This is a genomic window from Streptomyces sp. NPDC059679 (genome assembly GCF_042734105.1).
GTDB lineage: Bacteria > Actinomycetota > Actinomycetes > Streptomycetales > Streptomycetaceae > Streptomyces.
Genome location: NZ_JBHWES010000083.1, coordinates 1 through 24131, shown reverse-complemented (window position 1 = coordinate 24131; position 24131 = coordinate 1). Strand labels below are relative to the sequence as shown.

The window sequence follows — 24131 nt, the reverse complement described above, 5'->3', positions numbered from 1 at the left end:
CCCCCGTTTCGTCCCTGATCCCGGGGTTGTCTGCTGGGCCGAATTCCAGAGCAGGCTGCTGAGGAAGCACAGCCTGGTGGGTCTTCCGTCCTATACGGAACGTAGCCAACTTGTTCACCTCCAATGCAGTTGGCTGGTGCTGGTAACACATGGCTCTCAGCCACACGGGCTGAGAGCCCCGTCTTCAGACGGGGGATCCGGTTATGGACGCGTAAACCTCGTTCGGGGACATTACCGGCTCGTCAGAGCGGGTCGCTCGGTCTGGGTCAGGGCAAGGATGTCATCGCCGCGCGGCACCGGGGCGGAACAGAACGCACAGCGGTCCCCGATGAGTTCGAAGCCGCACCAGTGGCACTCCTCTCTCCGTACGGACGACACCAGCTGGTAGAGGACGGAGAGGTCGGGGATGGCGGCGGCGAACTCGATCAGCTTGGGGGTGCCCCACCACTGGGCCGACTCATGCGGCAGCGGCACCTCCTGGACGCCCTGCGCCCCCCATCCGGGGGCGAGTTTGACGTTGACCCAGTCGCCGCCCGCGTGGCCGTGGCCATGGCTGTTGAGGTTTCCGCGGGCGACGGTGAGGTGGGTGGCGTACCCGGGTCCGGGCAGCGCGGCCTCGTTGCCGACCTTGACCAGCTGCGGGGTGGGGTGGGCGAGCACGGCGAACTGGGCGCCGGGCACCCAGGACTTGACGTGCGAGGTGAGGCTGACGGGCACCCGGTCCAGCTTGGCTACGGAGCCCAGCAGCGCGCCCGCGTGAACGTAGTGCGTCAGCAGGCGCGCGGCGCAGGCGAGGACTCCGGGGCTGAAGTCGCATACCGACAGCTGGCGCAGCTGACGGGCGACCACGGCGACGGCCAGCGGCGGCAGTTCCAGGGGCAGCAGGGCGATGCGGTCGCTCTCCAGGACCGACCGTACGGTGTGCAGCCGGCGGACGAAGGGCGCGGGGGTGGCCGCGGGGTAGAGCACGATGAGATAGCCCTGCTGGTCGAGCAGGGCGGCGGTCTCGGCCAGCGCGTCGTCCAGCGGCTCGGCGTCGGGCGGCATCAGCACGACGGCCGACGGGGTCTGGCCGTCGGGCGGCGGAAGCACCAGCTCACGGCTGGTGACTGCTATCGCGGTGGGCACGTCGGCTACCCCGTCTCACGTCGGCGCCGGGGAGAGAGCGGCGGCCGCAGGTCGTTGCTGCTGTCCTGGTGCATCAGCACTTTATCCACGAAAGCCGCGTGAGAGAACAGTTCCCCTGGGTTACGGGCTCATGCCGATCCCCTTGACAACCTCATTGGTCTGGACCATTTTGAAACGGTCGTGCGGTGGCCACCGTCCTCAATGCTCCTCCTTTCAACTCTCCCCCATGGAGGCAGTCGTGGACCGTGCTGCGATACCCCCCAAGAGACCTGGCAGACCCGGCAGACCTAAGAGACGTCAGAGGCGCGGCAGCCGACGACTCACCCGTTTCCTCTCCGCCGCCGCCGCGGCCGTGCTCGGGGCGGGCGCGCTGGTCGCCCTCGGTGGCGGCACCGCCGGTGCGGCGGACGCCAACCTCGTACAGAACTCCGGCTTCGAGTCCGGCCTGAGCGGCTGGACCTGCTCCGCCGCCTCCGGGACCACGGTCACCAGCCCGGCGCACGGCGGCTCTTCGGCGCTCAAGGCGACCCCGGCCGGTCTTGACAACGCCCAGTGCACCCAGACCGTGAGCGTCAAGCCTGACTCCTCGTACACGCTCAGCGCCTGGGTGCAGGGCAGTTACGTCTACCTCGGGGCAAGCGGCACCGGCACGACGGACGTATCGACCTGGACCCCGTCCGCGTCCGGCTGGCAGCAGCTGACCACCACCTTCAAGACCGGCCCGAGCACAACCTCGGTCACCGTCTACACCCACGGCTGGTACGGACAGCCCGCCTACTACGCCGATGACGTCAACCTCACCGGCCCCGGCGGCTCCGACCCCGGCGACCCCGTCCCGACCGCCCCGACCGGCCTGAAGACGGGCGCGGTCACCTCCTCGTCCATCGCCCTGTCCTGGTCCACGGTCAGCGGCGCCACCGGCTACAACGTCTACCGTGACGGCACCAAGGTGCAGGCGGTCAGCGGCACCTCGGCCACGGTGACCGGACTCGCCGCCTCCACCTCGTACCAGTTCCAGGTCACTGCGGCCAACGCGGCGGGCGAGTCGCCCAAGTCCACGGCCGTCACCGGCACCACCTCGGCCGGCAGCGGCGGCGGAGGCGGCACCGTCCCCAAGCACGCGGTCACCGGCTACTGGCAGAACTTCAACAACGGCGCGACCGTCCAGAAGATCAGCGATGTCCAGAACCAGTACGACATCATCGCCGTGGCCTTCGCCGACGCGACCGGCACACCCGGCGCGGTCACCTTCAACCTCGACTCGGCCGGCCTCGGCGGCTATACGGTCGACCAGTTCAAGGCCGACATCAAGGCCAAGCAGGCCGCGGGCAGGTCCGTCATCATCTCCATCGGCGGCCAGAACGGCACGGTCTCCATCAACGACTCGGCCTCCGCGAACAACTTCGCCAACTCCGTCTACGCGCTGATGCAGCAGTACGGCTTCGACGGCGTCGACATCGACCTCGAGAACGGCCTCAACGCGACCTATATGACGCAGGCGCTGCGGTCCCTGTCAGCGAAAGCGGGCTCGAAGCTCGTGATCACCATGGCTCCGCAGACGATCGACATGCAGTCCACGTCCAACGCCTACTTCCAGACGGCGCTCAACATCAAGGACATCCTCACCGTCGTCAATATGCAGTACTACAACAGCGGCTCCATGCTGGGCTGCGACGGCAAGGTCTACTCCCAGGGCTCCGTCGACTTCCTCACCGCCCTGGCCTGCATCCAGCTGGAAGGCGGCCTGTCCCCCTCCCAGGTCGGCCTCGGCCTGCCCGCCTCGACGCGCGGCGCGGGCAGCGGCTACGTGGCGCCGGCGGTCGTGAACAACGCCCTGGACTGTCTGGCCCGGGGTACGGGCTGCGGCTCGTTCAAGCCCGCGAAGACCTATCCGGGCCTGCGCGGCGCGATGACCTGGTCGACCAACTGGGACGCGCTGGCGGGCAACGCCTGGTCCAACGCGGTCGGGCCGAAGGTCCACGGCCTGCCGTAAGCCATCGCGTTCGGCCCCTTCGGGGGAGGGCTGACCGCCCTCCCCCGAACGGCCGGGCAGCGCGCTCCCAGGACAACAGCGCTTCGTTAGCGGCACGTTAATGGCACGGCAGTGGTGGCCCGCAGGATGAGAAGCACACCGGGAGAGACACCTCCCCGGGTCTCTTCCCTCGACTGACGAAGAAGGTCTCTCATCATGCGTGCCTCCCGCTCCCGCATCCGTACCTTTGCCGCCATGGGTCTGCTGGTGACCGGGGCACTGTTCGCCACCGCCTGCCAGCCGTCCGACGCCGACGCCTCGGGGCCCGACAGCTCGTCCTCCGCCCCGTCCGCCCCGGGCGGCGGCTCATCGGACGGTGGCGACGCCCCTGCCGGGAAGCCCGTCAACGGCACCTTCTCCGGCGAACTCCGCTACCTCGCCCCCGGCAAGCACACCGTCGGGAACCAGGGGTTCTACGTCGCCGACGACACCAAAATCACCGGCGCCGGCGGGATCTGCGACGCCAACACAGCCTGCACCCCCGACCAGCTCGACACCGTACTGAAGAACGGCGACGACATCATGGCCACGGTCGTCATCAAGAGCGGCATGGCCACCAGCATCACCGAGTACACCGCCGACGGTGGCACCGGCGGCGAGACCGGCGGCGACGAGGGCCCCGAGGAGAGCAGGTCCGCCAACGGCACCTTCTCCGGTGAGCTCGCCTACCTCGCCCCCGGCAAGCACACCGTCCAGAACCAGGGATTCTTCGTCGCCGACGACACCAAAATCACCGGCGCCGGCCGGATCTGCGACGCCAACACAGCCTGCACCCCCGACCAGCTCGACACCGTACTGAAGAACGAGAACGGCATCATGGCCACGGTCGTCATCAAGGACGGCATGGCCACCAGCATCGACGAGTACGACGCCGAGTAATGGCCGATTGATCCCCGCCGCCGGCTGCCGCGTTCGGGGGGAGGGCCGAGAGCCCTCCCCCGAACGGCACCGCACCGTCAGCGGAACGCGTCGGCGTTCTCCGCGGCCCACTGCCGGAACGATCCACCCGGCCGCCCGGTGACCCGCTCCACCGTGTCGCGCACCGCGAGCAGTTCATCGTTGATTTCCCCGCCCATCAGGTCCAGCACCGCACTCGCGGCCTCCTCCCCCAGGAAGGCCGCCATGTCACGTTGGGCCTCTGCACGCCCGATCTCGGCGAACGGCACCTCCCGCCCCAGGGCCGCCGCGATGGCCTCGACCTGCTGCCGGGCCGTGACCCGCTCCGGCCCGGTCAGCGCGTACGTCCGCCCGTGATGCCCCGGCTCGGTCAGCGCCACCCGGGCCACCGCCGCGATATCCGCGGGGTGGACGGCGGGGAGCCCGACGTCCGCGTACGGCAGGCGGACCGGCTCGTGCGTGCGGATGGCGTCCGCCCACCACAGCGCGTTCGAGGCGAACCGCGTGGGCCGCAGGATCGTCCAGGCCATGCCGCTGCCCTGGAGCAGCCGCTCGACGGCAAGATTCTCCTTGGCGGGGCCCAGGTGGGGATGGGTCTGGACGGTGATCGACGATACGAGCACCACATGCTCCACACCGGCCTGCCGGGCGAGGTCGAGGATGTCGGCGTCGGGCCCCAAGCGCGACGGGAGGAACAGCGCACGCACCCCGTCCAGCGCGGGCTTCAGCGTGGCGACCCGCGCGAAGTCGCCCTCCACGGCTTCGACTCCGGCCGGGAATCCGGCCCGTGCGGCGTCCCGCGTAAGACCACGCAGCGGCCCGGCACCGCTCGCCCGCAACTCCTTCAGCAGGGCACTTCCTATGTTTCCGGTGGCTCCCGTCACGAGGATCACGGGCACACTCTCCTGTCGCCAGATGGTGATCAATCCGGCGCCAACGCTAAAACTTCAACCTTGCTTCAGGTCAACCACGAGCTTTCTGTCAGGGACTTGACACACGCATTGGTCTGGACCACGGTGGATCACATGCCTCAGGGGCCCCTGAACGCGTAGCCGCACCACTCTCCCCCCACATCCCCCCACGCTCGGAGGCACCTGTGGCACGCGCACATTCACGTACGTTCCCCCGGAAGCTGCTCGGCGGCATAGCCGTGGCGGCCCTCGCCGCCGGTGGGCTGATGGCCGCCAACACCGCGGGCGCGGCCGAGGAGCCCGTCGGCGCCGCGGCCGTCCCCAAGCACGCGGTCACCGGGTACTGGCAGAACTTCAACAACGGCGCGACCGTCCAGAAGCTCGCCGACGTCCAGGACGACTACGACATCATCGCCGTGGCCTTCGCCGACGCGACCACCACACCCGGGGCCGTCACCTTCAACCTCGACTCGGCCGGGCTCGGCGGCTACAGCGTCGACCAGTTCAAGGCCGACATCAAGGCCAAGCAGGCCGCGGGCAAGTCCGTCATCATCTCCATCGGCGGCCAGAACGGCACCGTCTCGATCAGCGACGACGCGTCCGCCAACGCCTTCGCCGACTCCGTCACCAAGCTCATGGACGAGTACGGCTTCGACGGCGTCGACATCGACCTGGAGAACGGGCTCAACGCCACCTACATGACCAAGGCGCTCAAGGCGATCCACGACAAGAAGAGCGATGTCGTGGTGACGATGGCGCCGCAGACCATCGATATGCAGTCGCCGCAGAACGAGTACTTCAAGACCGCGCTGGCCACCAAGGACTTCCTGACGGTGGTCAACATGCAGTACTACAACAGCGGTTCCATGCTGGGCTGCGACGGCAAGGTCTACTCACAGGGCTCCGTCGACTTCCTCACCGCCCTCGCCTGTATCCAGTTGGAGAACGGCCTCGACCCGTCCCAGGTCGGCATCGGCGTCCCGGCCTCCACGCGCGGCGCGGGCTCCGGCCATGTGGAGCCGGGGGTCGTCAACGCCGCCCTGGACTGCCTCACCAAGGGCTCCGGCTGCGGATCGTTCAAGCCCTCGAAGACGTACCCCGGGCTGCGCGGCGCGATGACCTGGTCGACCAACTGGGACGCGGCGAACGGCAGCGCCTGGTCGAAGGCGGTCGGACCGCACGTCCACGGTCTGTCGTAGGAACCGCCCGTTCGAGGGGGACCGGAAGTCCCCCCTCGAACGGGGAGTTGGGATGAACCGTGGCGTCAGTGGCCGCCCTTACGGTCATGACCATGGATCTACGGGGAAAATCTATTGTCCTGATGGGGCGGTTCCACAAGCTGCCGCACGCCACGGCGAAGGCCGGACTGGAGGCGCTGGGCGCGCGGGTGTCGGGTTCGGTGTCCGACAGAACTGATCTGGTCTTCGTCGCGCATGATGTCCCGGGCAGCAAGATCGGAGCGGCGAGCACACGCGGCATTCCGATCTACGACGCGAAGGCGTTGCGGGCGGTGCTCAAGGGGGCGGCCAAGCCCTCGGCGGGCCATGAGTCCGCCACCGACGGGGCAGGGACCTTCGCGGATCACGCGTCGCTGACGTCGGCCGCCGACCCGGCCGCACTGCTCACGGTCCTCTCGGAAGCGGACTGGTCCGCCTTCGCGGCCGAGCGGGACCTGCCGCCGCTCCGGGCCCGGCTGCTGCAGTTCGAGCGCACACATGGGGTCACCGAGGCGCACCGCTTCGCGACCGACAGGATTCGCGGTCTCGGTGACACACGGCTGCAGCATCCGTACGGCCACGTCACAGAGATCACATCGTTTGAGCTCAGCCCGTGCGGACGCTATCTGGCCACCGGAAGCTGGGTCGGCGACGACTACCACCACGGTGGGGCGCTGCAGATCTGGGAGGTCGCCAGCGGCCGCTGCGTCAACACACTCCAGCGCATCGAGGGCGGAGTCGGCTGGCCCGACTACGACGACACCATCCAGTGGTCGGCCGACAGCACCCGCGTCGGGCTCGCCTACAACACCAACCAGGTAGGGGTGTTCGACCCGTTCGACACCCGCCCCACCAATACCTATCCGCTGGCCGGCGCGTCGGTGACGGACGGGGCCGGCCGGCCGCCGACATGGGCGCTGGCGCCCGACGGACGGCGCGCGTTCATCTCGACCGCGTCCTCCTCTTCGATCAAGGGCTGTGTCGTTCCACTGGAGGCGGGTCATCTGTTCTGGCTGCCCGGCTACGCACCCCCCTCGCACCCCTATCTGCTGCCCGAGCTGTCCGAGCTGCCCGAGGCGCTTGCCGAGGGAAACGGGGACGAGGAAGACGAGCTGTGGCTGGAAGACGGGGTCAGTTGGTCGTCGGACAGCACCCGGCTGTACGCGTATGACGCCCGGCACAAGCGGGATCTGGTCATCGAGCTGGCCACCAAGCGGGTCGGCTGGGCGGCTGAGGAGGACGGACCCGAGTCGGCCGTGGGGAAGGGCGGCGCGGGCGGAGTGCGGGTCTCCGTGGACCCGACCCGTGTGACCTTCCGTCGGCCCGACACCGGAGGGGAGTTGGGCGGCTTCACCTTCCTCCGCGAACCTCCGGGCCCCCGGATCCTGGAGGACGACTACGTATTCGAGCAGCGCAACGTCAACTTCGCCCTGGACGACCACACCTGGTGTGCGGCGTTCGAGGAGGGTGTGGTCATCGCGCCGCCGGACCGCAGGGAAGACCTGGAGGCGGTGCTGACCTGGTCGGTCGACCGGCGTTTCGCCTGGCCGGTGCGGTGGGGCGGGCTCGATGTCGTGCCGGACGTGCGGACCGCCGCCGAACGGCTCGGGGAGCACGGCCTCGGCTACTTCGTCCGGAAGTACGTGGAGAGGATGGACCCCGCCGAGACCCAGGGGGACGGGGCGTGGCCGCCGCCCAACACCGCCACGATGGACGACCTGTTCACTGCGGTGAAGGATGCCGTCTCCGAGCTCGGGAGCAACTGGAACTTCGCGGTCAACGAATACCTCAGCGACGCGGCCCGGCTCCGGGCCCGGCGCGGGGAGCCCGAAGGCGCCGCGCAGCTGCTCGACGCGATACCCGGTACGGACGAGCGCGTCGTGGCCTCGGCTCAGGTGGCCATGATCCTGGCCCGCGCGGGACGGACCGAACAGGCGCGGGCCGTCTTCGCCTTCGCCGAGCCGAGGGCGGAGGCGGCCCTCGGAGAGCGAAACGTCGCGAGCATCGCCTCCTCGGTGGCCGGCGCCTACCAGGCCCTGGGTGATACGGCCGCCGCCGACGCGTGGTTCGCCCGCGCACGGGATGCCATCGAGCCGGAAATCAACGCATGGGAGAACCGTCTCCCGGTCATCTGGGCGCTCACCGAGTGCGGGCGCGTGGACGAGGCCCGGTCGCTGTGGACGTCCGCCGAGAACCGGCCCAACAGCTTCCGCTCCGAGCCGTGGCTGCTCTGTCTGCTGAGCACCGACCGGCTCGACATCGCGGAAGAGTTCCTGGAAGCGTGCGTCCCGCCCGGGGACCGGCCGTCGAGCATGATCAAGGCACTGGTCGAGCTCGGCCGACCCGATCTGCTCCGCTCATGGCTCTCCGACTCTTGGTACATACCGGACGATGCCTACGAGCGTGCCCAGGCGATCGCCGACGGCGCCCCGCGGCGGTCCCTGCCGCCGACGCCGACCGAGGAGGACATCGCGGCCCTCGCCGAAGCGCACGCCAAGCTGCTCGGAACGCCGCGCGCCAAACGCCAGATGCCGACTGTGGAGCTCATCGAGCAGGCCGCGGACTGTGGGCACCTCAGCGCCGTACTGGACCTGCTCGGCGACCTTCCGGCTCATGATTTCAACCACCGGTCGAAAGCCGCGTTCTCCGCGCTGTGGCGCGCCGCCACAGGCCACTACCAGGCCCACTGGTGACGCCCGCCTGACCGGTGTCGGCTACCCCGGCTACCGCAGTTCGTCGAGCCAGCGCACGATGGCCGCGGTGGCCCGGACGTTGGACCCCAGGTGACGGGAGCCGTTGTAGTCGACGGCTCCCAGGTCGACGACCGGCGCGGCCACGCCATGGCGGGCGAGCGCGGTGCGGCAGTGCGCGGTGTTGGCGACGGTCGCCTGCTCGTCGCCGCTCGCCATGTAGAGGCGCGTCGGCACGCGGGGGGCCCAGTCGCAGACGTCGTCGGTGGTGCGCAGGGCGTCGGCCATGGGGCCGGTCGGGTGGGCGAGAAGGTCGCGGCCGTGGGCGGTGAGCAGCTTGTCGAGGGTGTCCGGAGTGCCCTCCATGAGCTGCGGTCCCGTGTGCGCGCCGTCGAACAGCGCCTCGACGGTGTCGGCGTACGGCGCCTGGAACACCTCGGCCGGGCTGTCGTACAGATGGTGCAGCCGGTTGAAGGCGACCAGGGTGTAGGCCGCGTACAGCACGCTCGACTTCGGCTCGAGCTCGCCCGCGAGCAGCGCGGGCAGCTCAGCGCCGCCGAAGTCGTACGCCCCGCTGACCGGGGCCAGCGCGCCCAGCCGGAACCAGCGGTCCTCGCCGGACCGCAGGGCCCTGGCAAGTCCCATCGCCGCCGAGGCGCCCTGGGAGAAGCCGGTGACCGCCACCTCCCGGTCCAGGGTGCGGCCGGTACGGGGCATGAAGGCGCGGGCGGCGCGCAGCATGTCCAGGGACGCGGTGGTCTCGGAGGGGACGTCCATCCAGGGGTGCGGTCCGGGGCCGACGCCCATGCCGAGGTAGTCGGGGGCGATACCCGCGTACCCGGCGGAGGCGTAGGTGACCGGCGGCGCGGGCAGGAAGCCGCCGGTCTGCTTCGACGGCGAGTCGTCCTTGTGGACGCCGGTGCCATGTGTGAAGGACACCGGGCGCAGCCGGCCCTCGCCCCCGCGCGGCAGGACCAGCAGCCCGCTGGCGGTGGTGGGCCGGCCGTACGGGTCGACCGTGCGGTACACCAGTTGGTACGCGTCGACGCCGTACCGGACGGTGCCGGTGTCGAACTCGGCGTCGGTCAGCCAGGTGGTGACGTCCTCGGGCTCCTCCAGCGAGTAGAGAAGGTCGAAGGACACCAGGGTGCCCCGGCCGGACCGCGACGCCGCGTCAGCCGACGCCCCTGTGGCCGTCGTGCCGCCTGGGGCGGCGGCCACGGCCGGGGCTGCGGATCCGGCCAGCAGCAGCGCGGCGCACAGGGCCGCGGCCCTGGTGTGGCTCGACCGGATACGGCGTGGCGAGTTGCGCATGAGGTCCCCATCTCTTCCTCGTGATCAACGACGGAGACCTCAGCGTCCCGCGGGGCGCTCCCGGGCCGCACTGGTGCCATCCCCCGGGTTCATGCTGCGCCCGGCCCCCGGTCCGGCCGGGGGAAATCCCGGTGGACCGGAGGTCCAGGCGCACAGGGCGCCTACGGCTGTACGAGCTAGGGCTTGGGCAGCTCACACCCCGCCAGGCTCAGATTGATCTTGTTGCCCGCGGCGACGCACTTGGTGATGCCGTACGTCTCCTGGGCGTAGTTGATGCCCTTTCGCACCGTCACGGTCCCGTTGGCGTCGACCTCGCACGGGTTGTTGAGGGTGCACCGTCCGCCGTCCTCGTTGCCCGTGTTGTTGATGGCGACGACCTTGCCGGAAGCGGAGTCGACAACCGGCGAGCCCGAGGTTCCCCCGATCGTGTTACAGGCGGAGGTGTAGCGGACCGAATCCTTCCAGGTCCATTCATCCTCTTTAAGACGGTAGACAAACCCGTCGATATTGCAGGAGTAGATCTTCTTCCAGTAGCCGGAGACCACATTGATGCCAGTGCCCTGGACCGGGTGGCTGCCCGACAGCTGCAGCGCCTTGATGCCGTACGACTGCTGGATCTGGGCGTACGTCGAGCTCAGTTGGTACAGCGACACATCGGTGTCGGTCATCGTCGCGTACGCGATCTTGGTGGCGCGGAGCGTGGCGACGCCGCTGCCGGAGCTGTTGAGCAGGGTGAAGCTCCGGGTGGACGCCTTGTCGACGATCACCTGTCCGGCGGCCGGCATACCGGACTCCAGGCAGTGGCCGTTCGACATCACGAACGCGGGGTCGCTGTCGGCCGAGTTCGGCATCCGTACCACCGAGCCCGAGCAGTTGCTCAGCGCCACGGTCCCGGCGAAGTCGACCGCCTTGACCTTGGCCTTGGCCGTGTCCGGGGCGGCCGCGGCCGGGGTGACGCCCGCGGTCGCGAGGCCCGCGCCGCCGAGCAGCAGCGCGGACAGCGCGCCGATCAGAGGTCTACGCATGTGGTTCCCCTCCCATGACGAGGCTTCGGACCGCGCCGCGACCGGTCACGTCGCGGCGGCTCGATCCGGAGCCGCACGAATGTTCCCTCGGCTTCGACCATTTCCCGCCCTTGACCATGTCATGCGCATGGCCGAACACTGGCGCAGCAGTCGCTCGCCTCAGACCACCCCCCAGGAGAATTCATGCGACTTCGCATTCGCGGCAGAAGGGCCACCGCCCTCACCGCCTTGCTGACCCTCGCCCTCGCGGCGCCCGTCGCGGCCCAGGCCGACGGCTCGGGCTCCGCGCCCAGGGCAGCCGCCGCTGCGGCCGACGCCTCAGCCGACACCTCGGCCGACGAGAGCGTGCGGCAGTACGAGATCGCGGGCCCCGCCACCGCGGCCGAGCGCTCCTCCATCGCGGCCACCGGCGTCTCCATCGACGAGGTGGACGCCCGCTCCGTCGTGGTCACCGCCGACGCGGCCCAGGCCCGCGAGCTGCGCTCGCGCGGCTACGACCTCACCCCCCTGGCCGCCCCGCAGGCCCGCACCGAGGGCCGGGCCGCCAAGCCCTTCGACTTCCCCTCCGCGGACGCGAAGTACCACAACTACGCCGAGGCCAACACCGAGATCAACGCGGCGGTCACCAAGTACCCGAACATCCTGAGCAAGCGGGTCATCGGCAAGTCGTACGAGGGCCGCGACATCATCGCGCTGAAGATCAGCGACAACGTGGCCACGGACGAGTCCGAACCCGAGGTGCTGTTCACCGCCCACCAGCACGCCCGCGAGCACCTCACCGTCGAGATGGCCCTCTACCTGGTGCGCGAGTTCACCCAGGGCTACGGCACCGACTCCCGGGTCACCGGCCTGGTCAACAGCCGCGAGATCTGGATCGTCCCGGACGTCAACCCGGACGGCGGCGAGTACGACATCGCCACCGGCTCCTACCGCAGCTGGCGCAAGAACCGCCAGCCCAACTCCGGCTCCTCCAACGTCGGCACCGACCTCAACCGCAACTGGGACTTCAAATGGGGCTGCTGCGGCGGCTCCTCCGGCTCCACCGGCTCCGAGACCTACCGCGGCCCCAAGGCCGAGTCGGCCCCCGAGGTGAAGGTCGTCGCGGACTTCGCGCGCAGCCGCGTCGTCGGCGGCAAGCAGCAGATCAAGGCCGCCATCGACTTCCACACCTACAGCGAGCTGGTGCTGTGGCCGTTCGGCTGGACGTACGACGAAACCACCACCGGCATGACGCGGGACGACTACGACGCCTTCGCCGCGGTCGGCAAGAAGATGGCCGCGAGCAACGGCTACACCCCCGAGCAGTCGAGCGAGCTGTACATCACCGACGGGGCGATCGACGACTATCTGTGGGGCGCCCAGAAGGTCTTCGCCTACACCTTCGAGATGTACCCGAGCTCCAGCGGCGCGGGCGGCTTCTACCCGCCCGACGAGGTGATCGAGCGGGAGACCTCCCGTAACCGCGACGCGGTGCTCCAGCTCCTGGAGAACGCGGACTGTATGTACCGGTCCATCGGCAAGGAAGCGCAGTACTGCTCCTGAGCCCAGGCCGTACGGCACGCCGCGGGCGCCGTCCCGGCGGGGAGACCCGCCGGGACGGCGCCACACGAGGGCCCCGAGGGCGGTCGTGGTCAGGGCCGGGGCAGCAGCAGGCCGGGCATCTGCGGGTGCCGCAGGCGCTGCCCGCCGTCGGACACGTGCAGCGTGAACGTCTCCGGCCCCGGCCGGTCAGCCGTGTCGTAGGCGTCCAGGACGCGCTCGATGCGTCCCCAGAGCGCCACCGGGCCGCCCTCGCGCACGCGCCATCCGCTGTCATCGGGGGTGAGGACGGCAGCGGAGCCGGTGACGACATCGACGAGGTGCACCACCTCGCCCACAGTCGTCATCTGTGCCCCGGGCACGCTGCTTTGGGCGAGGAACCGCAGATGGAACGCTTCCTCGGTGGCGGCGGTGATCCGCTCGGGGCCGTGCCGGGTGGTGCGGGCCTTCTCAGGCAGGCCCGCGGCCCAGTGGGCGGGGTTGCCGAACGCCGTCGCAGCGTGCGTACGGGCCGACATGAAGGAGACCGTGCCGGGCAGTGGCGAGTATGAGACAGCGACACGCCGTCGCTTCGGCGTGTCGCTGTCTCATACTCACCGCAAATAAGACCTGCGACAGGGCCGGGGCGTGGGAGCACTACGAGCGGGTCGGCGCCATTGGGCGGTACGGCCCGGTCGCCGGGTGCGGGTATCGTCTCGCGCCTTCGGCGCAGAGCGGCCAGCAGCGGGAAAGGGGGGCGCGGGGCATCGTCGCCGTCCAGCTCAAGGGACACCGGCTGGCGTGCGGCGGATGGTCGGGGGCGGTGGATGGTCGTCTGGAGCGGTGTGCGCCGGTCCGGTTCGGGCCTTCCCCACCCCCCCTCTTAAAAAAGTGCTTGCTTTATATCAAGTACTGCATCAAGCGATAATTTAAGAGGGGGTGGGTCGGAGGGGTGGTCCTGTCCGCCGGTGCTCGCCTGTCCGTCGCGCTCCCGGGCCCCGATCGAGCGCTCCGCTGGACTGACCGGTCGGCCACCGCGCGGCAGCAGCTGCGGCGGAGCGCAGCGGAGCCAGCCTTAAGCTCAGCCGCCCACCGAGCCGAGGAACCGGAACAACAGGCCTGCCGCCCCCCTTCCCCCTTCTCGCCGGCGCTTTGGACCCGGAGGGTCCGAGACGAAACCCGCACCCGCCCGAACCGAATGCCGCGAGACGGCGTATAGGCACAGGCGAAGCGCAGCGCAGCCGTTCGCGCAGCGCAGCGGAGCGGAACCACTGCGTACCCAACGCGGAGCGCTCAAGCGGCCGACTTCAGTACCGCTGTCGGCCGCCCGAGTAGTGGGCGGGTTGACGGCACTCGGGCGCATCGGGCGGAGGTGGCTGCTCACCGAGCGCGTAACACAGGGCCGCGTGCAGCTGCTCCGCCTCAGCGGGGGTCAGCTCCAGGTCGGCGATGGCGCGATGCTGCCCGCCTTGGCTGATATGGAGTGGCAACGCGAGTTCCCCATCGGCCGCCCGACGCGAGCCCCGTCCCGGAACGGGACCGATCTGCCAGTCAGCCACAGCCACCCCCGGCAGGTGTCGGGCCGTCACCTTCGTCGTACGAGGGCAGGCGGGCGCCCCTGCTCTCGGCGACCCGCAGCACGTCGCGCAGCGCCTCACACAGCCGTTCCGCGAGGAAGCGGAGTTCTCGCGCGTCTGCCTTGGGAGCGTCCAGCAGCGCCCAGGCGTGATGGAGGAGATTCGCACCCATCGACACCTGCACGGCCTCGATCGCATCCGCGCGTCGGCTCAGCGGGCTGTCCCCGTCGTCCGACGCCAGGTAACACGGCTTGCCGTCGGGGTCCGACCACGGCAGCAGGCGCAGATGGATCGAAGGCCACGCACACCCAGGGAGAAGTACGGGGAGGAGCTGAGGCTCCGCCGCATCGCGGCCGGTATGACACAGGAGGCGCTGAGCGAGATCGTGGTGTGCTCCCCCACGCTGATCAGCCACTGGGAGGCGGGGCGCGGTTGCCGAGGCCGGACGACGCGGTGCGGATCGATCAGGCGCTGGGGACGGATGGGTTCTTCGCGCGGTGGCTGGAGGATCTGGAGTCGAAGTTCGCCGACCACTTCGCGGTCGCGGCGGAATTGGAGCGGCAGGCGTCAGAGCTTCGGCTGTACGGGCTCTCTCTCGTTCCTGGGCTGCTCCAGACCGACGCCTACGCACGTGCGGTGCGCACGGCAAGCCCCAACTACCGCACCGAGGATCTTGACCGGCGCGTCGTCAACCGCATAGAGCGTGCCCGGATCCTCGATAATCCGTTGAACCCCACCGTGTGGACCCTGTTGGATGAGGCGGTGCTCCGGCGCCGGGTCGGTGGACCACAGGTCATGGCAGAACAACTGCGCAGGATCTCGGACATGGCCGAGGATGGACGATTGCGGCTGCACGTGCTGCCGTTCGGTATCGGGGCGCACGCTCTCATCGAGAGCATGGTCACCCTCATGCGCTTCACCGATGCCGCACCCGTCGCATACGTCGAAGGTCTCCGTACGGGCAACTTGATGGACGATCCGACCCTGGTGAGCTCCTGCCAGTCGGCCTACGATCTCGCCATGGGCGATGCGGTGTCGCATCAGGAATCCCTGGCCCTGATCAGGGCTATAGCGGAGGAACACGAAAATGGCCAGCACTGATCGCACCCTCACCAACGCCTCCACCCTCACTGGCTGGTTCAAGTCCAGCTACAGCGGGCCCAGCAACGGCGACTGCCTCGAAATAGCCCGAGGCCACGCCGACATACCCGTCCGCGACAGCAAGGACCCCCACGGCCCGGCCCTCGTGTTCGAGCCGCCCGCCTGGTCCGCGTTCGTCTCCGCCATCAAGCGCGGGGACTTCCCGACCACCTGACCCGCCCCCACACCGTCTATCCTCATCCGGGTTGCGCCGTTGACCAGGCGAAGATGGCGGGGGGAGCCAAACCATCATGAGCGGTACCAACGGGGACGGGCCCGACGAGCGGGACGACGATGTCGATGCGGCTGTCAAGCCGCTCGCGGTGAGCGACCCGGCGCGCATCGGCCCGTATCTGTTGCTCGGTCGGCTTGGGGCCGGTGGCATGGGGCGGGTGTTCCTCGCGCGGTCGGACAGCGGTCGGACCGTGGCCGTGAAGGTGGTGCACGAAGAGCACGTCTCCGACGAGCAGTTCAGGGCGCGGTTCCGGCGGGAGATCGAGGCGGCGCGGAGGGTCGGGAAGCGGTACACGGCGCCGGTGCTCGACGCGGGTCCGGACGACGAACCGCCGTGGGTCGCCACGGGGTACGTTCCCGGGCTCTCGCTTGAGCAAGTCGTACGACGGCACGGCCCGTTGCCGACCGCGTCCGTGCATGCCCTCGCCGATGGGCTACTGAAGGCGCTCAAGGACATTCACGGTGCCGGGATCGTGCACCGCGATCTGAAGCCGTCCAACGTGATGCTCACCATGGACGGCACGAAGGTCATCGACTTCGGGATCGCGCGGGCTCTGGAGACGTCCGTTGATTCCTTGTTGACCAGTACGGGGATGGTCGTCGGGTCTCCTGGGTTCATGTCGCCTGAGCAGGTGCGCGGGCAGCGCGCGGGGGTCAAGAGCGATGTGTTCACCCTCGGGTGCGTGCTGACGTATGCCGCGACCGGGCAACTGCCGTTCGGGAAGAGGGCGGCTAATCAGCACGCGGTGATGTTCGAGATCGTGGAGGGCGAGCCCGATCTGACGGGTGTCGAGGACGCCTCGCTGCGAGCGCTCATCGCCCGTTGTCTGGTGAAGGACGTCGCTCAACGGCCGGACGTGGACCAGCTGTTGGACGACCCCGAGCGGGTGCGTCCTCACGCCACGCGCGGCGACTGGCTTCCCGCCGGTGTCGTCGCGCACCTCGCGCGGCAGTCCGCACGGCTGCTCGACGCCGAGGCGGCGCCACTGCGGGAGGAGTCAACGGACCTGGCGACCGTCGGGCTGCGGCCGAAGGACGGGCCTCCCAAAGCCGACCCGACCGACCCGGCCGCCGGAGCCGCGAAGCGGGAGGCTCGTCGGCGCCGCACGCTCATCGCGCTGCCGGTCGTCCTCGTCATCACCGTCGGCGGCGGCACGGTCGCCCTGCTTCAGCCCTTTGGGGGTGGCGGCGGGGGCGGAACGCATGCCCAGTCACCAAGCAGTGGCGCGAGCGCCGCTGCTGGTGGCAGCACCTCGCCGAGCGCGCCCAACAGTTCGCCTTCCAAGGGAGAAAAGAAGAAGAGCGGGGACGACGGCAAGACGGGGGAGGAGACGGACAAGCCGAACGCCCAGAAGAGCAGGCGTAGCTCCGGGTCGTCGGATGGTGACGGCGGCAGCAGTTCATCCAATGGCGACAGTGGTTCCGACAACGGGGGGTCCGGCTCTTCTCCGGGCTCGGACGGCGGAAAATCATCGGCGGGCGGCGGAGGTTCATCCGGCTCCAGCGGTACGTCCTCCGGCTCGCCACCGCCCGCTATGAAGAGCTACCGGCTTGCTTACACCAACTCCTGTGTCGGCGCATGCGACATGCCACTCAAGGTGAGCTGGTCGGCGATCTCCCGGGCGACCAGGTACGACATCCACTACACCAACAAGGGCAGCAACTACACGGAGAAGAACGTCAACACGGTCTACTCCACCGGGGGCACCAGCTACACGATCAAGGGCCCGTTCTCCGGTGACGAGATCTGCGTCACCGTCCGCGCGGCCAACACACACGGCGCCTCCGCCTGGGCGGAGACCTGGTGCGACACGGTGCCTTACTAGGCCCTGTTGGATGAACGTCAGCCGAGGAACGTCCGCAGGTGGGCCAAGAGGGCGTCGGGACGCTCCTCGGGGATGAAGTGGCCGCAGTCGGGGATCTGGGCGCCGGTGACGTCGTCGGCGTACTGGCGCCAGATGTCCAGGGTGGGCAGCCGGGCGGGTAGCCCGGCCGAACCCCACAGGGCCAGGACGGGCATGGTCAGGCGGCGGCCCGCGGTGGCGTCCTCGTCGTCGAGGGCGAGGTCGCGTTCCTGGGCGCGGTAGTCGTCGAAACCGGCGCGGAGCGCGCCGGGGCGGGAGAACGCGCGGACGTAGGCATCGACGGCGTCGGGGTCCAGTCCGTGGCGGTTGTAGGTCCAGCGCTCGAAGAAGTACTCCAGGTAGGCGCGGACGTTGTTCCCGACCAGCAGCTCGGGCAGATCGGGCTGGAGGTGGAACAGCCAGTGCCAGTAGCCCGCGGCTACTGAGGCGTCCATTCGGCGGAGCATCTCCCGGGTGGGGATCACGTCGAGCACGGCGAGCCGTTCGACCTGGTCGGGGTGGTCCAGGGCCCAGCGGTGCGCGACCCGGGCGCCGCGGTCGTGACCGACGACCGCGGCCCGTTCGAACCCGAGCTGCCGGACGAGTTCGGCGATGTCCGAGGCCATCTGCCGCTTGTCGTAGCCGGTGGTGGGCTTGTCGCTGAGGCCGTATCCGCGCAGGTCGGGGGCTACGACTGTGTGGCCGACGGCGAGTTCGCCGAGCACCGGTCGCCAGCACAGCCCGGTCTGCGGCCACCCGTGGAGCAGTACGAGCAACGGGCCCGAGCCCGCGCGCGTGTAGTGCAGCCGGATCCCGTTGACCTGGGCGACTCCTGTGGTCACCGTCTCCACCGTCTCTGCGCTCATGGCCGTACCTCCCACCTCTCGCTTACTAACCCTCATAGGAGGTTAGTACCGCGACGGGCAGTGGACAATGGAGCCATGGCGATGGACGACGAATGGCTCTGGTACGGCGGGCGCATGTGCCTGGACTTCGTCAACACCCTCCGCGACCGGTGGAAGACGTCGCCCCGGGAGACACTTCGCGAGCCGGACGACCTGGTGCGCTGGCTGCGGGGCGTCGACCTGCTCACCGTCAGGGCCCACGGGGCATCCGGGTCCGCGCTGCGCTCCGCGGTGGCGCTGCGTGAGGCGATCGACCGCGCGGTGCTGTGCGCGGCCGGCGGTGGCCTGCCGGCCTCGGCCGACATCGCCGCGATCAACGAGGCGTCGGCTGCGGCACCCCGCCCGGTAGTCCAACTGACCGTCAAGGACGGCCAGTTGGAGTCGGGCAGCGCGCCGCATGCCGCGAAGGACGCGGCCGGTGCGCTCGGCCTCGTGGCCCAGGACGCGATCGAGCTGCTGCTCTCCCCGGAGATACGACGCGTCCGCATCTGCGGCTCCGAGCGCTGCGCCCTGCGCTTCGTGGACCGCTCGCCCGCGCACAACCGCCGCTGGTGCTCGATGACCCGCTGCGGGAACCGCACCAAGGTACGGCTCCACCAGGCCCGCTCCCGCGAACCCCGCCGAGACGGTCCATGATTTCCTGAATTCAGGATCACGTGTACTCTCATGGGCGTGCTGACTGTTGCCTCCGACATCGAGGTGCTGGCGCGGTTCGGCCGCGCGCTCGCCGACCCGATCCGCTGCCGCGTCCTGCTCGCCCTGCGCGACGCCCCCGCCTACCCCGCCGATCTCGCCGACGCCCTCGGCATCTCGCGCACCAGGCTGTCGAACCACCTGGCGTGCCTGCGCGACTGCGGCCTGGTCGTCACCGTGCCGGACGGCCGCCGCACCCGCTACGAGCTCGCCGACGAACGCCTCGGCCACGCACTGGACGACCTGCGCACCGCTGTGGTGGCCGTCGCCACCGACCGCACATGCGTCGACGGCGAGACCAAAGGGTGCTGCTGATGACCGCGATATCCTTCGGCCCGTCCCCCGCCCGCCGCGACGCGCTCACCCGCCGGATACGGCTGCTCGTGGCCGCGACCATCACCTACAACGTCATCGAGGCGGTCGCCGCCCTCACCGCCGGCACCCTCGCCTCCTCCACCGCGCTGATCGGCTTCGGTCTGGACTCGATCATCGAAGTCTCCTCCGCCGCCGCGGTCGCCTGGCAGTTCTCCGCCTCCGAGCACCACGTACGGGAGACCCGCGAGAAGACCACCCTGCGGATCATCGCCGTCTCGTTCTTCGCGCTCGCCGCATACGTCACCGTCGACGCCGCACGAGCCCTGAGCGGCACCAGTGAGGCCGAACGCTCCATCCCCGGCATCGCGCTCGCCGCGCTCTCCCTCGCCGTCATGCCGTTTCTGTCCGCCGCCCAGCGCCGCGCCGGCCGCGAACTCGGGTCCGCATCGGCGGTCGCCGACTCCAAGCAGACGCTTCTGTGCACGTACCTGTCCGCCGCGCTCCTGGTCGGCCTGGTGCTCAACGCCACCCTCGGCTGGTCCTGGGCCGACCCGATCGCCGCCCTCGTCATCGCCGCCGTCGCCGCCAAGGAAGGCCGCGACGCCTGGCGAGGCAAGGGCTGCTGCGCGGCCCCGGCCACCGCGGCGGTCCCGGCCGCCGACCAGGACGCCGGCGCCGAGCAGGACGCCGACCCCGAGCCGGACACCTGTGCCTGCCGTCCCGGCTGCGACTGCCGCTGCTGACCACCTGTCACATCCCGGCGGCAAGAACCGGATCAAGGCCGCCATCGGCTTCCGCACCCACAGCGACCTGCTGCTGTGCCCACGACCGGATCACCGGGGTATTTTTGCGCGGGTCTACGGTAGTTGACTGGTCGTGCGTCGTCACGCGTATGCCAGAGGTGTGGAGAGGGAGGGATCGCGTGGCGGGAATTCGGCCGCTGAAACCGGGAGATCCGCGTGACATTGCGGGTTACGCGCTCCAAGGGCGGCTGGGGGCGGGCGGTATGGGGACGGTGTACCTCTCCGCCACACGGGGCGGGCAGCCGATCGCGCTGAAGGTGGTGCACGACGAGTTCGCCGAGGACCCGAAGTTCCGGCAGCGGTTCGAGCAGGAGGTGCGCGCCAGTCGGCAGGTGCGGGGGCGCTACATCCTGCCGGTCGTCGACAGCAACACCCAAGGGTCCATGCCCTGGCTGGCCACCGAGTACGCCCCGGGCCTGTCGCTCGCGGCGGCGGTGGCCACGCACGGACCGCTGCCGCCGGACGCCGCCCTGCGGCTGATCGCGGGCGTGGCCCACGCGCTGGAGGCCATCCACGCGGTGCAGGTCACCCACCGGGATCTCAAGCCGGGGAATGTCATCCTGGCGCCGGACGGCCCCGCCGTCATCGACTTCGGGATCGCGCGGGCCGCCGAGGCCACTCCGCTGACCGGCACCGACATGCGCATCGGCACCCCCCTGTACATGGCTCCGGAACAGCTCAGGGGTACCGCGGTGACCCCGGCCATCGATGTCTTCGCGCTCGGCCTGACCGGGTACGTCGCCGCGACCGGCGTCCACCCCTTCGGGGACGGGCCGGGCCCGGCCGTGCTGTACCGCATCGATCGCGAGGTGCCCGATCTCACCGCCTGCCCGGCGGAGATACGGCCCGTCATCAGCCGCTGCCTGGCGAAGGACCCCGCTGCTCGGCCCACGCCCGCCGAGGTGGTGGCCCTCTGCCGGCAGGCCGGAGCCAAGCTCGGCCTCGCCGAGGTGCTTCCGACCGCCGGGTGGCTGCCGCCGGCCTTCCTTCCCGCGCCCGCGCCGCCCCCCACATTGCCCATGCCACCTCAGCCGCCGACCCAGTCGGCCCAGACGCCTTCCTCGGCGCCTTCCGCGACGCCCGCCTCGCCGTCCATACCCCCGAGAACCGTGTACGACCCGCAATCCGGGGGGCGGCCGGGGAATCCCAGGAGGCGCCGACTGATAACAGGGCTTGCGGCGCTCGCCGTCGTCGCGATCGCGGTCGCCGCCGCCCTCATCTGGCTCCCGAACCGAGGCGACGACAAGAACGACGGCGCCTCCCCTCCGCACGACTCACGGAACAGCACACCGCAGAAAACCCCGTCGGAAGAGTCCTCACAGGAAAAGACCTCCCCCGCGAACCCGCCAGCGAAGGCCGCATCACCCCCAAAAGCGTTAGACTCGACCGTAAAAACATTCACCAATGCGGCGACCGGACGCTGCCTGGACAGTAACGGCGACGAAGAAGCTTACGCATTCGATTGCAATGGTGGCGGTTACCAGAAATGGACTGCGTCCGGGAAGGCGTTCAGTCTGCGTGATGCGGCAGGCGATATGTGCTTGGGCAGTGACGATGCCGGTGAGCTGAGTATGTCCACATGCGATCGCACCGATCAGCAGAAGTGGAACATATCCAACAAGTCTGTACTGCGCAATGCGGCGACCGGCCGCTGCCTGGACGGCGACGACGACGGCACGTTGCGCACGATCGAATGCGACAGCAGTGATCGCCAGAAGTGGACCATCGCCGGCGACAGTTCCGTGCTGCGCAATGTGGCGACTGATCGCTGCCTGAGCGGCAGCGGCTCCGGTGGCCCGCACTTGAGCGACTGCTCCGACAACGGGAGCGAGGAGGGGAAGTGGAAGATCTCCGGGGAAGAGTTCGAACTGCGTGACGTGGCGACTGATCTCTGCTTGGACAGCAACGAATCCGGCGAGGTGTACACGTATTCATGCAATGAAGGGGATTATCAGCGGTGGGATATCTCCGGCGAAAATTCCACTCTGCACAACATGAAGACTCGTCTCTGCCTCAAAGATGCCAACTCCCCTTTGGAGAACGGCTATCAACTGCAGACGAGCGCATGCGATGAAAGCGACGATCAGAGCTGGACTGCCGCCGCACCATAGGCAGCTGATTTCCCGGCCCTGGAGCACCCCTCTCGGCTGTGGCAGAGAGGGGCGCTGAGGCAAGGGAGCGGAGTCCACGCCCCAAAAAATTGGCGTTGCCTCAGATGACGAGGCTCAGCAGCCCCGCGACCACGAACCCCGCCACCGACAGCACCGACTCCAGCACGGTCCACGACTTGAGCGTGTCCCGCTCGGAGATGCCGAAGTACTTCGCGACCATCCAGAACCCGCCGTCGTTGACGTGCGAGGCGAAGATCGAGCCCGCCGAGATGGCCATGATGACCAGCGCCAGATGAGCCTGCGAGTAGTCGCCCTCGGTCAGCATCGGGGAGACGATCCCCGCCGTGGTGACGATCGCGACCGTCGCCGAGCCCTGCGCGACGCGCAGCACCACCGAGATCAGCCAGGCCAGCAGGATGACCGGCAGCCCCGCGCTGTCGAAGGCGTCGGCCAGCGCCTGGGCCACGCCGCTGCCCTTGAGCACAGCGCCGAAGACCCCGCCCGCGCCCACGACCAGCAGGATGTTGCCGATCGGCTTGAGGGAGGCGGTGGAGACGGTCTCCAGGGACTTACGGGACCAGCCGCGCCGGATGCCCAGCAGGTAGTAGGCCAGCAGCAGGGCGATGGTCAGCGCCACGAAGGGGTGCCCGAAGAACTCGATCACCGAGCGTCCGGTGCTGGGGTCCAGCGCGATGGAGGAGAAGGTCGCGCAGAGGATGAGGACCAGCGGGGTGCCGATGATCGCGAGGACGGTGGAGACCGGCACCGGCCGCTCCGCGGGCGTGGCCCCCGCGGCGCGCTGCTCGGCGGCGACGGCCTCCTTGGACTCCTCGGCCGCCTCCAGCATGTCCTGCGGTACGGGGACGAACAGGCGGTTGCCGATCCACGCGGCGTACGCCCAGGCGGCGAGCACGGACGGGACTCCGACGAGGATGCCCATCAGGATGACCCAGCCCAGGTCGACGTGGAGCAGCCCGGCAGCGGCCACCGGGCCGGGGTGCGGGGGCAGAAAGGCGTGGGTCATGGACAGGCCGGCCAGCATCGGCATCGCGTACAGCACGATCGACTTGCCGCTGCGCTTGGCTGCCGCGTAGACGATCGGCGCGAGGACGAAGATGCCGACGTCGAAGAAGACGGGTATGCCGAAGATCAGGCCGGTCAGGCCCATCGCGAGCGGCGCGCGCTTCTCGCCGAACAGGCCGAGCAGCCGGGCGCTCAACGCCTCGGCCCCGCCGGAGACTTCGAGGATCGCGCCGAGCATGGTGCCCAGGCCGATGATGATCGCTATGTGGCCGAGGATGCCGCCCATACCGGACTCGATGAGCGAGACGGCGTCGGACTTCTGGACCGTGCCGAAGAGTTCGGTGACCGACAGACCGGCGGCCAGGCCCACCGCGATGGACACGCCCAGCAGCGCCACGAAGGGCTGCAGCCGGGCCTTGATGATCAGGAAGAGCAGCAGGGCGATGCCCAGGGCGGCGACGGTCAGCAGACCGGCGGTGCCATCGATGATCATGAGGAGACCACCGGTGTGGGGTGGGGCCTCGGGAGCTGGGGCGGCGGTGAGCGGCATAGGGGGCTCCGATTTTCGGGTAGGGGGGACCGCCACGCGGCGGGGGACCGCGCGCGGGGGAACTGGGGGTGCGGGTGCGGAGGTTCAGAACGCTGGATTCCGACGAGGGTGGTGTGGGGGCGGAGGGAGTACGGCGGGGTACGGCGGGCGGGGCAGACCCCCCCCCCCCTAACAGTGTCTTATAAACAAAATTAGCTGCCGACG

At 69.5% G+C, this 24131-nt stretch carries 19 protein-coding genes and 2 pseudogenes; 12 read left to right on the top strand and 9 right to left on the bottom strand.

Annotated elements, in window-relative coordinates:
* Nucleotides 1-231 precede the first annotated feature (231 nt).
* Nucleotides 232-1128: a hypothetical protein gene (locus tag ACFV2X_RS48430; protein ID WP_385629032.1), complete on the bottom strand. Its 897-nt coding sequence runs from the start codon at nucleotides 1126-1128 to the stop codon at nucleotides 232-234.
* 226 nt (nucleotides 1129-1354) lie between these two features.
* Here ACFV2X_RS48430 and ACFV2X_RS48425 point away from each other — a divergent pair, with 226 nt between their 5' ends.
* Nucleotides 1355-3121 (top strand): chitinase, encoded by a 1767-nt coding sequence (locus tag ACFV2X_RS48425; protein WP_385629030.1) that lies wholly within the window; start codon nucleotides 1355-1357, stop codon nucleotides 3119-3121.
* A 195-nt stretch (nucleotides 3122-3316) separates the two neighbouring features.
* On the top strand, nucleotides 3317-4039 hold the full coding sequence (locus ACFV2X_RS48420; RefSeq protein WP_385629028.1) for a hypothetical protein: 723 nt from the start codon (nucleotides 3317-3319) through the stop codon (nucleotides 4037-4039).
* Between the two features lie 77 nt (nucleotides 4040-4116).
* Here the strand turns inward: ACFV2X_RS48420 and ACFV2X_RS48415 are convergent, their stop codons facing one another.
* Complete coding sequence (locus ACFV2X_RS48415) at nucleotides 4117-4950, bottom strand: SDR family oxidoreductase (protein ID WP_385629026.1); 834 nt, start codon at nucleotides 4948-4950, stop codon at nucleotides 4117-4119.
* 203 nt (nucleotides 4951-5153) lie between these two features.
* On the opposite strand from ACFV2X_RS48415, the gene ACFV2X_RS48410 reads away from it, so the two are divergent.
* Both ACFV2X_RS48410 and ACFV2X_RS48405 read left to right on the top strand, forming a co-directional pair.
* Nucleotides 5154-6167 (top strand): chitinase, encoded by a 1014-nt coding sequence (locus tag ACFV2X_RS48410; RefSeq protein WP_385629024.1) that lies wholly within the window; start codon nucleotides 5154-5156, stop codon nucleotides 6165-6167.
* A gap of 92 nt (nucleotides 6168-6259) precedes the next feature.
* Entirely contained in the window at nucleotides 6260-8878 is a 2619-nt protein-coding gene (locus tag ACFV2X_RS48405; protein ID WP_385629021.1) for a BRCT domain-containing protein, read from the top strand.
* A gap of 30 nt (nucleotides 8879-8908) precedes the next feature.
* Here ACFV2X_RS48405 and ACFV2X_RS48400 read toward each other — a convergent pair whose 3' ends face one another.
* Together ACFV2X_RS48400 and ACFV2X_RS48395 are read right to left on the bottom strand one after the other, a co-directional pair.
* Nucleotides 8909-10189 (bottom strand): lipase, encoded by a 1281-nt coding sequence (locus tag ACFV2X_RS48400; protein WP_385629019.1) that lies wholly within the window; start codon nucleotides 10187-10189, stop codon nucleotides 8909-8911.
* Between the two features lie 176 nt (nucleotides 10190-10365).
* Nucleotides 10366-11214, bottom strand: a complete 849-nt coding sequence (locus ACFV2X_RS48395; RefSeq protein ID WP_385629016.1) for a serine protease — start codon at nucleotides 11212-11214, stop codon at nucleotides 10366-10368.
* 183 nt (nucleotides 11215-11397) lie between these two features.
* On the opposite strand from ACFV2X_RS48395, the gene ACFV2X_RS48390 reads away from it, so the two are divergent.
* Nucleotides 11398-12756 (top strand): M14 family metallopeptidase, encoded by a 1359-nt coding sequence (locus ACFV2X_RS48390; protein ID WP_385629013.1) that lies wholly within the window; start codon nucleotides 11398-11400, stop codon nucleotides 12754-12756.
* Between the two features lie 89 nt (nucleotides 12757-12845).
* On the opposite strand, the pseudogene ACFV2X_RS48385 reads toward ACFV2X_RS48390, so the two are convergent.
* The 3 genes and pseudogenes from ACFV2X_RS48385 to ACFV2X_RS48375 all read right to left on the bottom strand — a co-directional run.
* Nucleotides 12846-13292: pseudogene (locus ACFV2X_RS48385) on the bottom strand (SAM-dependent methyltransferase); the annotation flags it as partial.
* Nucleotides 13293-14039: 747 nt separating this feature from the next.
* On the bottom strand, nucleotides 14040-14222 hold the full coding sequence (locus ACFV2X_RS48380) for a hypothetical protein (protein ID WP_385629009.1): 183 nt from the start codon (nucleotides 14220-14222) through the stop codon (nucleotides 14040-14042).
* A 61-nt stretch (nucleotides 14223-14283) separates the two neighbouring features.
* Nucleotides 14284-14481: a hypothetical protein gene (locus tag ACFV2X_RS48375; RefSeq protein ID WP_385629008.1), complete on the bottom strand. Its 198-nt coding sequence runs from the start codon at nucleotides 14479-14481 to the stop codon at nucleotides 14284-14286.
* A 114-nt stretch (nucleotides 14482-14595) separates the two neighbouring features.
* Between ACFV2X_RS48375 and ACFV2X_RS48370 the strand changes: the two are divergent.
* The 3 genes and pseudogenes from ACFV2X_RS48370 to ACFV2X_RS48360 all read left to right on the top strand — a co-directional run bounded on the left by ACFV2X_RS48370 (nucleotide 14596) and on the right by ACFV2X_RS48360 (nucleotide 17509).
* Nucleotides 14596-15410, top strand: a pseudogene (locus ACFV2X_RS48370) (helix-turn-helix domain-containing protein).
* Complete coding sequence (locus ACFV2X_RS48365; RefSeq protein WP_385629005.1) at nucleotides 15397-15624, top strand: DUF397 domain-containing protein; 228 nt, start codon at nucleotides 15397-15399, stop codon at nucleotides 15622-15624. The pseudogene ACFV2X_RS48370 and the gene ACFV2X_RS48365 overlap by 14 nt, the downstream one beginning before the upstream one ends.
* A gap of 76 nt (nucleotides 15625-15700) precedes the next feature.
* Nucleotides 15701-17509 carry a protein kinase gene (locus ACFV2X_RS48360; RefSeq protein ID WP_385629002.1) on the top strand — a complete coding sequence of 603 codons (1809 nt, stop codon included), beginning with the start codon at nucleotides 15701-15703 and terminating at the stop codon, nucleotides 17507-17509.
* Nucleotides 17510-17526: 17 nt separating this feature from the next.
* Here ACFV2X_RS48360 and ACFV2X_RS48355 read toward each other — a convergent pair whose 3' ends face one another.
* Nucleotides 17527-18393 (bottom strand): alpha/beta fold hydrolase, encoded by an 867-nt coding sequence (locus ACFV2X_RS48355; protein WP_385628999.1) that lies wholly within the window; start codon nucleotides 18391-18393, stop codon nucleotides 17527-17529.
* A gap of 81 nt (nucleotides 18394-18474) precedes the next feature.
* Between ACFV2X_RS48355 and ACFV2X_RS48350 the strand changes: the two genes are divergently transcribed.
* The 4 genes from ACFV2X_RS48350 to ACFV2X_RS48335 all read left to right on the top strand — a co-directional run bounded on the left by ACFV2X_RS48350 (nucleotide 18475) and on the right by ACFV2X_RS48335 (nucleotide 22354).
* On the top strand, nucleotides 18475-19068 hold the full coding sequence (locus ACFV2X_RS48350; RefSeq protein ID WP_385628996.1) for a CGNR zinc finger domain-containing protein: 594 nt from the start codon (nucleotides 18475-18477) through the stop codon (nucleotides 19066-19068).
* A gap of 36 nt (nucleotides 19069-19104) precedes the next feature.
* Nucleotides 19105-19440: an ArsR/SmtB family transcription factor gene (locus ACFV2X_RS48345; protein ID WP_385628994.1), complete on the top strand. Its 336-nt coding sequence runs from the start codon at nucleotides 19105-19107 to the stop codon at nucleotides 19438-19440.
* Complete coding sequence (locus ACFV2X_RS48340; protein ID WP_385628991.1) at nucleotides 19440-20183, top strand: cation transporter; 744 nt, start codon at nucleotides 19440-19442, stop codon at nucleotides 20181-20183. The genes ACFV2X_RS48345 and ACFV2X_RS48340 overlap by 1 nt, the downstream gene beginning before the upstream one ends.
* Before the next feature lie 179 nt (nucleotides 20184-20362).
* Nucleotides 20363-22354 (top strand): ricin-type beta-trefoil lectin domain protein, encoded by a 1992-nt coding sequence (locus ACFV2X_RS48335; RefSeq protein WP_385628988.1) that lies wholly within the window; start codon nucleotides 20363-20365, stop codon nucleotides 22352-22354.
* Between the two features lie 100 nt (nucleotides 22355-22454).
* Here the strand turns inward: ACFV2X_RS48335 and ACFV2X_RS48330 are convergent, their stop codons facing one another.
* On the bottom strand, nucleotides 22455-23927 hold the full coding sequence (locus ACFV2X_RS48330; protein ID WP_385628986.1) for a GntP family permease: 1473 nt from the start codon (nucleotides 23925-23927) through the stop codon (nucleotides 22455-22457).
* Nucleotides 23928-24131: the final 204 nt, after the last annotated feature.